At 70.8% G+C, this 12,748-nt stretch carries 9 protein-coding genes; all 9 read right to left on the bottom strand.

Features of this window, described 5'->3' with window-relative positions; translation table 11 throughout:
* Window positions 1–135: 135 nt before the first annotated feature.
* The 9 genes from YWY_RS0110755 to mfd all read right to left on the bottom strand — a co-directional run bounded on the left by YWY_RS0110755 (window position 136) and on the right by mfd (window position 12,746).
* Window positions 136–1,884, bottom strand: coding sequence for a S8 family serine peptidase (locus tag YWY_RS0110755; protein ID WP_028847602.1), 1,749 nt, complete (start codon window positions 1,882–1,884; stop codon window positions 136–138).
* Window positions 1,885–2,702: 818 nt separating this feature from the next.
* Window positions 2,703–3,659, bottom strand: a complete 957-nt coding sequence (locus YWY_RS0110750; RefSeq protein ID WP_028847601.1) for a Ppx/GppA phosphatase family protein — start codon at window positions 3,657–3,659, stop codon at window positions 2,703–2,705.
* Window positions 3,660–3,777: 118 nt separating this feature from the next.
* The gene (locus YWY_RS0110745) at window positions 3,778–4,275 is read right to left on the bottom strand and encodes a DUF501 domain-containing protein (protein WP_028847600.1); all 498 of its coding nucleotides are present in this window, start codon (window positions 4,273–4,275) and stop codon (window positions 3,778–3,780) included.
* A 58-nt stretch (window positions 4,276–4,333) separates the two neighbouring features.
* Window positions 4,334–4,759 (bottom strand): FtsB family cell division protein, encoded by a 426-nt coding sequence (locus YWY_RS21460; RefSeq protein ID WP_245566642.1) that lies wholly within the window; start codon window positions 4,757–4,759, stop codon window positions 4,334–4,336.
* A gap of 132 nt (window positions 4,760–4,891) precedes the next feature.
* A complete protein-coding gene (gene eno, locus YWY_RS0110735) occupies window positions 4,892–6,205 on the bottom strand; it encodes a phosphopyruvate hydratase (protein ID WP_028847598.1) in 1,314 nt (437 codons plus the stop codon).
* A 180-nt stretch (window positions 6,206–6,385) separates the two neighbouring features.
* Window positions 6,386–7,063, bottom strand: coding sequence for a lysozyme family protein (locus YWY_RS0110730; protein ID WP_051310150.1), 678 nt, complete (start codon window positions 7,061–7,063; stop codon window positions 6,386–6,388).
* 95 nt (window positions 7,064–7,158) lie between these two features.
* Complete coding sequence (locus tag YWY_RS0110725; protein WP_245566641.1) at window positions 7,159–8,151, bottom strand: nucleoside triphosphate pyrophosphohydrolase; 993 nt, start codon at window positions 8,149–8,151, stop codon at window positions 7,159–7,161.
* Window positions 8,148–8,990, bottom strand: a complete 843-nt coding sequence (locus YWY_RS0110720; RefSeq protein ID WP_028847595.1) for a hypothetical protein — start codon at window positions 8,988–8,990, stop codon at window positions 8,148–8,150. The genes YWY_RS0110725 and YWY_RS0110720 overlap by 4 nt, the downstream gene beginning before the upstream one ends.
* A gap of 207 nt (window positions 8,991–9,197) precedes the next feature.
* Window positions 9,198–12,746, bottom strand: a complete 3,549-nt coding sequence (gene mfd / locus YWY_RS0110715) for a transcription-repair coupling factor (protein WP_156899197.1) — start codon at window positions 12,744–12,746, stop codon at window positions 9,198–9,200.
* Between the last annotated feature and the right edge of the window lie 2 nt (window positions 12,747–12,748).

Genomic DNA, 12,748 nt, shown 5'->3' with positions numbered 1-12,748 from the left:
CAGCTCCTGCCGCACAGTTCCCGATTGGCGAACGGGAGGCCCCGCCCAGCGGCGGCGCCGCTGTGGCGGCAACAAAGCAGAGCCCTCCGGACGGGAAGTCCGAAGGGCTCTGCCCATGGGGTGGAGTGATGGGGGTCAGTTGTTCAGGTAGGACGCGCCGTGGCGGACCGCGCCGTAGGCGTCGACGACACCGTGGCCGTAGAAGCCGTTGAACTCCCAGCCACCCTCACAGGTCGCGGTCCAGGTCTCGTCGCGACCCTCGTTGATGTAGTCGACCGTGCGCGGAACCGGGCACGGAGTGGCGATCGCGGTGCCTTCCAGGACCGCACGCACCTTCTCCGGCTCCAGGCCGAAGTCGGCGCCCTCACCGGAGCCGTACTGCGACACGATCAGCGCGGCCACGCCCGCGGCATGCGGGGAAGCCATCGACGTGCCCTGCAGCGGCTGGTAGTAGGCGTACTCGCCGTCCTCGGTCTCGACACGCTGGACGCCCCACGCTTCGCCGAGCTCGGTGATGTTGCCGTCCTCGTCGATCGCGCCCTCGGCCAGCGCCACGTTCTTCGGGTACGCGGACAGAATCAGGTTGTCGTTCTGCGCGAAGTCGGGCGTGCCGTAGTAGTCACGGTAGTAACCACCGGGCGCGGACACCGAGATCCGCTCCAGGCCGTAGCTGGAGTAGTCCGCCTTCTTCTTCGACGGGCCGAGCGCCGACACGTTGATCACGTTCGGGCCCTCGGTGGGCATGCTCAGGCAGGTGTCGTTGTCGATCTCGCGCGTCTTGGCGACACCCGACGGGAAGTTCGGGCTCGAGGTGTCCGGAAGCGGGTTGCCGCTGTCCTCGTGCTGGTTGCCCAGCGCCGACACCAGGGTCACGCCCTTGCTGTGCGCGTACTCCAGCGCACGGGTGACCGCTTCCTTGATGGTGCGCTGCGCCGCCTGCTCCTCCGGCGAGTCCTCCGGGTGAGCGTCGCAGTTGTACAGCCACGGGTCGACGTAGAAGCTCATGTTCACCACGTCGATGCCGTGGTCGCCGGCGTAGGTCAGCGCGTCCACCACCGGCTGGACGAAGAAGTAGCCGGCGTCCATGCCTGCCCGCAGGTTGACCAGGGTGACGTCCGGAGCCACGCCGGAGATACCGAGGTCGTTGGCCGCGGCGGCGATGATGCCCGCGACATGCGTGCCGTGCCCGTTGTCGTCGTGGTCGGCCGGGTCGACACAGCCGCGGAACTCACACGGGCCGTCCACCGGCACGCCGTTCGGATCGGTCGGCATGTCCACGGTGAAGTTGCGCGACAGGTCCTTGTCGAAGTTCGGGGCGATGTCCGGGTGCGAGCCGTCCACACCGGTGTCGATCACGCCGACCAGGACCCGCTTGTCGCCGGAAGTGACGTCACGCGCCAGGTCCGCGCGCACCATCTTCAGGCCCCACAGCTGGTCGTCCAGCGGGTCCATGGTGGACCGCTTGCTGCCCTGCTTGGCGGCCCGGTTGGTGCCCTTCCGCTGCTTGGCCTTGCTGTTGCGGTGCTCGGTCTCGATGCTCTTGAGCTGCTTGGCCTTCTTCTGCAGCTTCGGCGCGACGCCGATCGCCCTGGCCTTGGTCGCGCCGTAGACCGCGTCGTCCTTGGTCACCGCGGCCGTGAAGCCCTTCTCCGGCGCCCGGACCGTCAGCAGCCCGACGGCCTTGTTGGCCTTGACCACGGTGCCGCCCGCCGCTTCCACCGCCTCGGCCACTTCGTCGAGGTCGGCGCCACGCTCGGCGAGCACGTTGAATTCGACGGTCTTTCCGGACACTGCCGGAGCCGCCATCGCGGGCACGGCCACCGCCGCGGTTCCCCCGGCGAGGGCCGCCGCCACCGCGGCGACGATCAACTTCCGTTTGTTCATCCGTTCCTCCGCCCTGTATGGGATGGGGTGAACTTAGTGCACTCTGCGCCGGAATGTGGGGACTTTGCCACGATCGACGTGAGCCATTCGGAGTAGTGGAAACCTGATCGTTAGCGCCGGCAAGCGAATGTCCAGGTCAGCCGACCGAGTGTCACTCACACGTGGCGGCGGGACGGCCCGTCGTCGAGCCGGACGTCTGAAGGGGAAGCGGATTTCGCCAGCCTGACTTCCCCGGAAACGGACCGGAGGGCACTCGCCAGGCAGCCGGGCGCGGCGGCTCGGCAGGGGCGGCCTAGGCCGGACCACCCCAGCCAACCGCGCCGCCACCACGACGGCGCAGCCCGACCGACTGCACCGGCCTAGCGCGGCTACGCCAACACGCCATCGACCCGGCTGGTCCAGGCAGGCGCACCGCCACGGCGCCAGCACATCCCCAGCGGAGCTACGCCACTCAGGCACCGCACCGCAGCCGTACCACCCCACGAGCCAGCACCACCACCCACGCACGCACCCCCACCACAACCGCACACCCCCAGCCGACCCACACCACTCACGAACGTGTCACGGCCACGACGCACTACCGACCTAGCTGCACAAACCAAGCGCGCCGCGACGGTGACAACCCCGGCCTAGCTGCCTGAGCCAGGCAGCCTGTGACGCAGCCGGTGATCAGTGCACGACACGGCCGCGTCTCACCCGCGTGACGGCCAATGAAAGCGGCGCGCCTGCAGACGTCCAGCGCAAAGCTGCGCAAGCCACGACATGTCCCGCGAAGAAGCCGAACGCTTCCCTCCCGGCCCCACTGCGCGGGACAGGCGTCAGTCGGCCAGGCTGAGAGCGATTCCGTCGAGGATGTCGTGCTCGCTGACGTGCAGGTCGACCGGCCCGCCGCGCTCGGCGAGCATTTGCCCGATCGTGTGCACCACCAGGGCACCCCCACCGATGACGTCCACCCGCCCGGCGTGGATCACCGGATTGGCCGCGCGCTCTTCGTGGCTTTGCGCAAGCAGCTCGTTGGTGACGCGCTCCAGCTCCCCGGGCGTCAGCGTGGACTGATGGATCCTGTCGCGGTCGTAGCTGGGCAGCCCCTGAGCCACACCGGAGAGCGTGGTGACCGTCCCCGCGACACCGATCCAGCGCCGGGCTCGCGACACGTCCATGGCGTCGAACGCTTCCGTCAGGACCTTGCGGGCGAACTCGCGACCTGCGGCGATCTCCTCGGCTGTCGGCGGGTCGGACTTCAGCACCCGCTCGGTGATCCGCACACACCCGACGTCGACCGATTTGGCCGCGAGGACCTTCGCCTCGCGCCCGTCCCACTCGCCGAGAACCAGCTCGGTCGAACCACCGCCCACGTCGACCACCAGGAACGGCCCGTCGTCCGGGTCCTGATCGGCGACCGCGCCGGTGAACGACAACCGCGCTTCCATGTCCCCGCTGATCACCTCGGCCCGGACGCCGAGGGTTTCCTCGGTCATGGCGAAGAAGTCCTCGCGGTTGCCGGCATCACGGGTGGCGGAGGTAGCCACCATGCGGATGCGCTCGACGCCCTTACGCCGCGCGGCGACGGTGTAGGCAGCAAGCGCCTGCCGGGTGCGCTCGATGGCCTCGGGCGCGAGCCGGCCGGTGGCATCCACGCCCTGGCCGAGCCGCACGATGCGCATCTCCCGGTGCAGGTCGCGCACGTACCAGGTGCCGTCGAAATTGGGCATGAGCTCCGCGACCAGCAAGCGGATGGAGTTCGTCCCACAGTCGATCGCGGCAACCCTGGTCATGGGCTCAGCCTAACGGTCGCCCGCGGCGCCACGGCGGCAGGGAACGAGCTTTCCCGGTGGACGTCGCGCCCGGACGCCACGACGCGTTCGCGAACCTACCGGCCCGGTGTGCGGCCGGTCATTCGGCGGCGCAGTCTCCTGCCGGCCAGTCCTTGCTGATCAGGTCGAACGTTTCGTCGCCGAACGGGTTCACGCCGGGCCCCACCGCCAGCCGGTGGGCCAGGTGAACGTGCAGGCACTTGACCCGCGTGGGCATGCCTCCCGCGGTGACCTGGTGGCCGAGCGGTTCGATCGCGTCCCGCTCCGCCAGGTACTGCTCGTGCGCCCGCCGGTACGCCGCGGCCAGCTCGTCGTCGGTCGCCAGCCGCGCGGTCATCTCCCGCATGATCCCGCTGGCCTCGAGCCTGCCGACCAGCGAGCACAGCCGCGGGCAGGTCAGGTAGTACAGCGTCGGGAACGGTGTGCCGTCCTCCAGCCGAGGGTTGGTCTGCACGACCGCGGGATGCCCGCTCGGGCAGCGCGCCGCGATGGCCCGCATCGCCCGCGGCGGCCGGCCCAGCTGCTGGCGGACCACCTCCCGGTCCGCGTCGGTCACCGGCTCGAATTCCCTGCGCATGGCCGTCGAGACTACTTGGTCGGCTGGGGTCACTTCGCCGGCACCGGGCGCGCCTGGTTCACTTCGCCACCCCGGCCCACAGCTTCTCGAACCACGCCTCGTCGACCTTGTCCCGCTTGCCCGGCTCGCTGGTGCCGTCCGTCCAGGCGTCCCCGGGCAGCTGCACGATGTAAGGCGTCTCACCGGGCATCACGTACCGCAACCGCCTGCGCGCCTCGGCCTCGATGTGTGCGGGATCGGACAGCTCCCGCTTCCTGCGCTCCAGCTCGGCCACCTTGCCGACCAGCTGCTGTTTGAGTTCTTCCTGTTCGGCGACCTCGGCCCGCTGCGCCAGATACGTGCGCAGCGGCACCGCCAGGGTGAACGCCAGCGCGCACACCACGAGGGCGGCGATCGCCGCACGACGGGTCGACGTCAACCCGAGCGCACGCGCCGCCCCGGCCAGCCGCTTGCTGCGCACGCCTTCGGCGACCCGGGCCCGCACGGTCGTCCTGGCGCGGGTCCGGGTCGCGGCGCTCGGGCCGGGCCGAGGCCGGCCGCGCGTGAGCTCCGGGCGACGCGACGTGCCCCGTGGGGCCCGCCGTTGGTCAGGTTTCGCCCGGGTCATCGTCCTGCCTTATCCGTTCGCACCGTCGGAGCCGTTCGACCCGCTCGCGGTGAAGCGGGGGAAGGCCAGGTCACCGGCATACCGCGCGGCGTCGGCCAGGTTCTCCTCGATGCGCAGCAGCTGGTTGTACTTCGCGGTGCGCTCGCCACGAGCCGGCGCCCCGGTCTTGATCTGCCCGGCACCGCTGGCCACCGCCAGGTCCGCGATCGTGGTGTCCTCGGTCTCGCCGGACCGGTGGCTGATCATCGACTTGTAGCCGTAGGAGGTGGCCAGCGCGATGGCGTCCAGCGTCTCCGACAGCGTGCCGATCTGGTTGACCTTCACCAGCAACGCGTTGGCGGCCCGGCGGGCGATGCCGTCCTCCAGCCGGTCCAGGTTGGTGACGAACAAGTCGTCGCCGACCAGCTGCACCCGGGAGCCGACGCGGGCGGTGAGCTCCACCCAGCCGTCCCAGTCGTCCTCGGCCAGCGGGTCCTCGATCGACACCAGCGGGTAGGAGTCGAGCAGCTCCTCGTAGTAGTCGCCCATCTGGGCCGCGGTGCGCTGGTTGCCCTCGAACTTGTACGAGCCGTCGGCGAAGAACTCGGTCGCGGCGACGTCCAGCGCCAGCGCCACGTCGCTGCCCGGGGTGAAGCCGGCCTTCTTGATCGACTCGACGATCAGGTCGAGCGCCGCCCGGTTGTTCGGCAAGTTCGGCGCGAAACCGCCCTCGTCGCCGAGTCCGGTGCTCAGCCCCTTGGCCTTCAGCACCGACTTGAGCGCGTGGTAGACCTCCACGCCCCAGCGCAGCGCCTCACGGAACGACTCGGCGCCGATCGGGGCGATCATGAACTCCTGCACGTCCACGTCGGTGTCGGCGTGTGCGCCGCCGTTGAGGATGTTCATCATCGGCACCGGCAGCACGTGCGCGTTCGGGCCGCCCAGGTACTGGTACAGCTCCAGGCCCGCCGAATCCGCGGCCGCCTTGGCCACCGCCAGCGACACGCCAAGGATGGCGTTGGCACCCAGCCGTGACTTGTCCGGCGTGCCGTCCAGGTCGACCAGCTTCTGGTCCACGATCCGCTGGTCGACCGCGTCGATACCGACCAGCTCGGGCGCGATCTCGTCCAGCACCGCGGCAACGGCCTTCTCGACCCCTTTGCCGTTGTAGCGCTGCGGATCGCCGTCGCGGAGCTCGACCGCTTCGTGCTCCCCTGTCGAGGCGCCGGAGGGAACCGCGGCCCTGGCCAGCGTCCCGTCGTCCAGCGCCACCTCGACCTCGACCGTAGGGTTGCCACGCGAGTCGAGAATCTCCCGCGCACCTACCTGATCGATTACCGCCACGCTCACTCCTCGCTACCTGCTCACGGTGAGCTCGTACCTGCCGATACGCGCTCTCACGACTGACGTCTCGCAGCGTAGCCGCCGCGCGGTGTCACCCGTTGGAGGCATGCGGTAGCTCACGTCGTCTCTGCCCGTCCGGGCCGGATGCGCGGTCCTAGACGCCGACCGCACCGTTCGCCCTCATCGGCCGGCGGCAGCGCTTGCCTTGGCATACCGCTCCGTCGCCAGGTACACCCGCTGCGCGAACTTCGTCGAGCCGCCGAATGCGGCCACCGCCTTCCACCAGGCACGCGCCCCGGTCAGGTCATTGCCCTGCGCGCACAGGACTCGGGCCGCCGTCACCGCCGCGTCGTCGATGTGCTGCGGATCGGGACGTTCGCGGTCCCGCGCCGCCCGGAAACGGTGCGCCTTCCACTTCGCGGGCGTGATGTGCAGCGGGCCGACCCGGCCGTCGCCGGCCACCACGGGCTCGCTCAGCTCACCGTTCGGCTCGACCTTGCCGCCCGCATGTTTGCTGGCCACCTCCCCGATGCCGGCCAGGGTCGACCAGGCAAGACGGCACTTGGGGGCGTCCGTGCGCATCCACATCTCCGCCAGGCCGTACGCCCGGACCGCCCGTACCGGGATCCCGGTCAGGCCGCCGACCTCCTTCGCCCACGCGGCCAGTTCCGCTTCGTCGGAGGCGTGCGGGCGGTCCACCGGCGCGGGGACGCCGCGCGGCGGCGCGGCTGCGTTGGGCGCGGGCAGCGATCCGGCATGTGCGGGCGCGGCTTCGTCGCTTTCGGCGGCCGGCCGGTTGACGCCGATGGTCAGCAACAGCGTCAGGCCCACGGCGATCACCAGCCCCGTGACCGCCAAGCGTGCGACAGGCGGCCGGAGCCGCAGTGGCAAGCCAACAGGCCGTGGCGGTTCGCTCACTCGATCAGGTTATCCCGTCTGTGTCGAACGTCCGGTCACGCCGACGCTGTGTCGGCTTCCTCCTCCGATCTCGGCCAGTATCGCCGCCAGCCGTCCGCGCCCATCGTCAGCGGATCGGCACCGTCGGCGCGCGCCGCCTGCTCGGCCCTGCGGACCAGGGCGGCGAACCGCTTGGCCGCGGCGCGCAGCTCCCCTTCCGGCTCACGCTCGGCCCGCATGGCCCGCGCCGCGTGCGCGAACAGCTCCGCTCCGGGACCGTCCACCGACAGCAGGTCCTCGGGCAGGTCCGCGCGCAGCACCCGTTCGACGATCTTGCCCGCCAAGGCCGCCGCAGGCTGCCCGAGGGCCACCCCGTCGAGCGTCGACGTGCGGCCCATTTGCTGCTGCTTGAGGCGGTGCCAGTTCTCTTCTTGTGCCTGCGCCGTAGGCGCAGCTTCCGCCCCCGCGAACAACTGCGGGTGACGGCGGATCAGCTTGTCGACCAGTTCGGTGGCCACGACGTCGATATCGAAGGGGTCGTCTGCGTGCTCGGCGGCGATCCGGGCATGGAACAGCACCTGCAACAGCACGTCACCGAGTTCTTCGCGCAGCGCCCGCCGATCGCCAGACTCGATCGCTTCGAGCAGTTCGTAGGCCTCTTCCAGCAGGTAACGCCGCAACGACTCGTGCGTCTGCTCGCCGTCCCACGGGCAACCGCCGGGCGACCTCAGCGTGTCCATCACCTCCACCGCGCGCTGCAACGGCGGCGTGGGCTGCTCGACGACCCTGGCGCCCGCGGCCACGAGCGCTTGCGCGGCCTGATCGGCACGATCGGCGGCGAGCAGCACGACGGACTTGCGTTCGGCGACGCCCAGCAGTTCGGACCGCTCCGGTGCCGGCTCGGCGCCGGGCACGGTCAGCCCCACGCCGGGCGCGCAGTAGACCACGTCCGCCGCCCGCACGGCACTCAATGCCTCGGCGGGGACGCCCGCCGCCGTGACGATCACGACGACCGGGCCCAGGGGCGAGCCCGGCACCGCTGCGGTCACTGCCGTTCGACTCCGTTCGCCTGGAACAGGTGGTTCTGCGCGTGCTCCTCGTCGTTCAGGATGACCATGCCTGCCTCGTCCCACACGCCGTAGCGCGGGCTGACCGTCACCCCGAGCCGTTCCGCGGCCGGCCGGAGCATCTGCAGACCGATCTGGGCCAGCACCTCGTCCGGGTAGGAACGGTCGCTGTCGCCCTGCGTCTCCGTCCTGTCCTCGACCAAGGCGACCAGCCACAGCGAGCCGTTCTGCGGGCTCGGCCGCATCACCACCACGGTGCCCGGTTCGACCGAGAACAGCGGGGTCTGCGCCAGGACTTCCCGGTCGGTGCCGATCAGCTCGGACAGCGTCAGCTCGTCCGGCAGCCGTTGGTCACCGCGCTCGGCCAGCTCGGCAGCCGCCCCCGGGGTGGCCGCCATGCGCTTGCCCAGCTCGACCGCACGCTGCCGCGCCGACGAGCCAGGCTCCTCCTGGCTGATCAACGTGCCGGTGACGCGCACGGACAGCCGGTCCACGTAGTGATCACCGATCGCCCGCAGCAGGAGCATGTCCTCGATGCGCTCCCTGGCCAGGCCCGGTGTGGTCAGCAGCCGCTTGGCCGCTTCGGTCTCCCCGCCGAGGCGGCCGAGCAACGTGTCGACCTCCCCCGGGTCGGCCCGCAGGCCGAGCCGGGCCGCGGTGTCGGTGATCAGCTCATGGCGGATACGCGCGGCCAGCGAGTTGCTGGTGATTCTGCCGAGCGCTTTCTCCGCCCTGAGCTGCTCGGCTTCCGGGACGTTCTTGAGCAACCAGTTGAACTCGCGCTGCAGCGAGTCCACCGAGATCTGGGTGTTCCCGACCACGGCGGCGGCCCCTGCCTGCCTGGGCCCGGTGTCACAGGCGCCAAGGGTCAACACACTTGTCACAGCGAGCAGCGCGAGCCAGCTACGGCGGATGAAGTGCCTCACAGCGCGATACCTTCTCATAACGCCCGGCCTCGGTGGGACGGCACCCGCCACCTCAAGTGGCCGCGGCAGCCGGATGCGCAGCGTGCGACCGGCGAGAACCGGTCAGCCGGTGATCGACTGGACGAACTTCACGCACCACTCCAGCAGCGCGTCGTCGCGCAGCGGCGGGGCGCCGATCCGGCCACCTGCGGGGCCTTCGGTGGGCCGCGGCACCGACACGGTGGACGTGGCCGCCTTGTAGATGGCCTTCGGGTGCAGCCGCTTGAGCCGCACCTGCTGGGAATCCGCCAGCTTCATCGGCGCGAACCGGATGTTGTTGCCCTGCAGCGAGACCTCGGTGACGCCCGCCGCCCGGCACACCTGCTTCAGCCCGGCGATCGCCAGCAGCCGCTCCACCGGGGCGGGCGGCTGCCCGTAGCGGTCGATCAGCTCCTCGCGGACCTCGGTGATCGCGTCGGCCTTGTCCTGCTGGCTGGCGGCGGCGATCTTCCGGTACGCCTCCAGACGCAGCCGCTCGCCGGTGACGTAGTCGTGCGGGATGTGCGCGTCGACCGGCAGGTCCACCCTGACCTCGACCGGCTCTTCGTCGGCGGGCTCCGCGCCCGCCGAGCGGCGGAACGCGTCCACGGCCTCGCCGACCAGCCGCACGTAGAGGTCGAAGCCGACACCGGCGATGTGCCCGGACTGCTCGGCGCCGAGCAGGTTGCCCGCTCCGCGGATCTCCAGGTCCTTCATCGCCACCGCCATGCCCGCGCCCAGCTCGGTGTTCTGCGCGATGGTGGCCAGCCGCTCGTGCGCGGTTTCGGTCAGCGGCACCTCCGGCGGGTAGAGGAAGTACGCGTAGCCGCGCTCACGACGACGCCCGACCCGGCCGCGCAGCTGGTGCAGCTGGGCCAGGCCGAGCAGGTCCGCCCGCTCCACGATCAACGTGTTGGCGCCCGCGATGTCCAGGCCGGTCTCCACGATCGTGGTACAGACCAGCACGTCGAACTCGTGCCGCCAGAAGCCCTCGATGATCTTCTCCAGGCGGTCCTCGTTCATCTGGCCGTGCGCCACCGCGATGCGCGCTTCCGGCACCAGCTCGCCGAGCCGCTTGGCCGCCTTGTCGATGCTGCGAACCCGGTTGTGCACGTAGAAGACCTGGCCGTCGCGCAGCAGCTCGCGCCGGATGGCCGCGGCGACCTGCTTGTCGTCGTACTCGCCGACGTAGGTCAGGATCGGGTGCCGCTCCTCCGGCGGGGTCAGGATCGTCGACATCTCCCGGATGCCGGCCAGCGACATCTCCAGGGTGCGCGGGATCGGGGTCGCCGACATGGTCAGCACGTCGACGTGGGTGCGCAGCGCCTTGATGTGTTCCTTGTGCTCGACGCCGAAGCGCTGCTCCTCGTCCACGATGACCAGGCCGAGGTCCTTGTAACGGACGCCGGTCTGCAACAGCCGGTGGGTGCCGATCACGATGTCCACTTCGCCGTCGGCAAGGCCGGCCAGGATCGCCTCCGCCTCGGTGTCGTCGGTGAACCGCGACAACGCCTTGATCGTCACCGGGAACGCGCTCATGCGCTCGGTGAACGTGGCCAGGTGCTGCTGCGCCAGCAGCGTGGTCGGCACCAGCACCGCGACCTGCTTGCCGTCCTGCACCGCCTTGAACGCCGCCCGCACGGCGATCTCCGTCTTGCCGTAGCCGACGTCGCCGCAGATCACCCGATCCATCGGCACGCCGCGCTCCATGTCGGCCTTGACTTCCTCGATCGCCGCCAGCTGATCCGGCGTCTCGGTGTACGGGAAGGCGTCCTCCAGCTCCCGCTGCCACGGCGTGTCCGGGCCGAACGCGTGCCCCGGCGACGCCTGCCGTGCGGCGTAGAGCTGGATCAGCTCGGCGGCGATCTCCCGCACCGCCTTGCGCGCCCTGGCCTTGGTGTTCTTCCAGTCCGAGCCACCCAGCTTGTTCAGCGTCGGCTGCTCACCGCCGACGTACCGGGAGATCGCGTCCAGCTGATCGGTCGGGACGTAGAGGCGGTCACCCGGGTGGCCGCGCTTGGAGCTGGCGTACTCCAGCACCAGGTACTCACGCGTGGCGCCGGCGACCGTGCGCTGCACCATCTCGACGTAGCGGCCGATGCCGTGCTGTTCGTGCACCACGTAGTCGCCGGGCTTGAGCGCCAGCGGATCGACCGCGTTGCGGCGCCGCGACGGCATCTTGACGGCGGCTTCCGTTTCCACTGCGCCGCGGCCGGTGATGTCCGACTCGGTGAGCACGGCCAGCGCTGCCGACGGCAGCGAGAAGCCTTCGGTGAGCGTGCCGCGGGTGACCGTGACGACCCCGGCAGGCGGCGGCTCACCGATGCTCTCGGCCAGCGCGGCGGGCACGTCCTCGGCGGACAGCTGCTCCACCGCACGCGCCGCTGTGCCCGCGCCCGCGACGACCACCACCGCTGCCCCGTCGGAGGCGGTGTGGGCCCGCAGGTCCTTCGCCGCCTTCGGAAAGTCACCGCGATATCCCGGGGCCGGTTGCACACCGGTGTCGATCACGTCGCCGACGTCGGTGGTCAGCTGGCTGAGCGTCCACCAGCATCGGCCTGTCGCCTTGGCGTGCTGCTCGATCTCGGCCAGGTCGCGATACGCCGACGCGCCGAGGTCGATCGGGGCCTGGCCACCGGCCGCGGCGCCGGACCAGGATGCCTCCAGGAACTCCTGGCCGGTGCGCACCAGGTCGTGCGCGCGGGCCACGATCCGCTCCGGGTCGGCCAGCACCACGTGCGTGCCCGCCGGGAACGCGTCGGTGAGCAACTCCAGCTCGCCGTCGAGCAGCACCGGGATGAGCGCTTCCATGCCCTCGACCGGGATGCCCTGCGACAGCTTCTCCAGCATTTCGCTGAGCGCCGCGTCGGCTTCGTGCTCGACGCGCAGCGCGGCCGCCCGCGCCTTGACCTCGGTGGTCAGCAGTAGCTCCCGGCACGGCGCCGCCACCACCCGATCCACCGGCTCGGGCAGCGAGCGCTGGTCGGCGACGGCGAACATGCGGATCTCGGAGACCTCGTCGCCCCAGAACTCCACCCGGTACGGGTGCGGCGCGGTGGGCGGGAAGACGTCCAGGATGCCGCCTCGCACGGCGAACTCGCCGCGCTTTTCCACCAGGTCCACGCGGGTGTAGGCGAGCTCGAGCAGCCGGTTGATCATGGCGTCGAACTCGTGCTCCTCGCCGGGCGCGAACTCGATCGGCTCCAGGTCGGCCAGCCCGGGAGCCATCGGCTGGATCAGGCTGCGCACACCGGCGACGACCACCCGCAGGGGCCCCTCCGGCCCCGGGTACTTCAGCCGCCGGAGCACCTGCAGACGCGTGCCGATGGTGTCGGCACGCGGCGACAGCCGCTCGTGCGGCAAGGTCTCCCAGGACGGGAAGGCGGCGACCCGGTCCGGCCCGAGCAGGTCGGCCAGCGCCGCGGACAAGGCGTCCACCTCGCGGCCGGTCGGCACCACCGCGAGCACCGGCCGCTCCGCTCCCCCTGCCGCCTGCTCCGCGGCCAGCGCGGCCACCACCAGCTGCCGCGCGGCCGCCGGACCCTGCAAAGCGAGCTCAGCGGCCCCCGCACGGTCGACGACTGCGCGCAGGCCGGGCGTGGACAGGGCGGCGGACAACAAGCCGGAGAGCACGA

The sequence above is a fragment of the Thermocrispum agreste DSM 44070 genome (genome assembly GCF_000427905.1).
Taxonomy (GTDB): domain Bacteria; phylum Actinomycetota; class Actinomycetes; order Mycobacteriales; family Pseudonocardiaceae; genus Thermocrispum; species Thermocrispum agreste.
The sequence above is the reverse complement of the archived record's forward strand: the minus strand, read 5'-3'. Positions and strand labels throughout refer to the sequence as shown.